Source organism: Haloferax sp. Atlit-6N (assembly GCF_003383195.1).
Classification (GTDB): domain Archaea; phylum Halobacteriota; class Halobacteria; order Halobacteriales; family Haloferacaceae; genus Haloferax; species Haloferax gibbonsii.
The window spans coordinates 1-437 of sequence record NZ_QEQJ01000407.1 but is presented as its reverse complement, the minus strand read 5'-3'; the positions used below and the strand labels follow the sequence as shown (position 1 = coordinate 437).

1 protein-coding gene is annotated in these 437 nt (G+C 54.2%); it reads right to left on the bottom strand.

Features of this window, described 5'->3' with window-relative positions; all coding sequences use genetic code 11:
• Positions 1-133: 133 nt before the first annotated feature.
• Positions 134-418, bottom strand: coding sequence for a PadR family transcriptional regulator (locus tag DEQ92_RS22955; protein ID WP_004062180.1), 285 nt, complete (start codon positions 416-418; stop codon positions 134-136).
• Positions 419-437: the final 19 nt, after the last annotated feature.

Below are 437 nucleotides of genomic sequence, written 5' to 3'. Positions count from 1 at the left end.
CGAAGTTGACCAGTGAGACGAGAAGTCGGTATTCGTAATGTGTGGCAGAAGATACTGGCCGGATTAAGCGATTTAAACAGCACGTTCCCCCACTAGTTGTCTGTCATCCCAGCTACTCGTCTCGTAGCAGCAGTCAGGTGGTCAGTTCGCTGGTATACTGTTGTTCCCAGTCGTCACGGGCTTCGATTTCTCGACGACCGCGAGCTGTAATCGCGTAGACGTTCGTTCGGCGGTCCTTTTCGCCTTTGTCGAGCAGTCCCTTCTCAACGAGCGTATCGAGATTGGGGTACAGCCGGCCGTGGTGGATCTCGGTTTCGTAGTAGTCTTCGAGTTGGTCTTTGATTGCGAGTCCGTGTGGTTCATCCAAGCCGGCGGTGACGTACAGCAGGTCGCGTTGGAACCCGGTCAAGTCGTACATTTTGCTGTCCGCAGCTAGT

Bases quoted from the DNA above. Each gene is read 5' to 3' on its own strand.
- DEQ92_RS22955 (WP_004062180.1), bottom strand. From the start codon at position 418: ATGTACGACTTGACCGGGTTCCAACGCGACCTGCTGTACGTCACCGCC.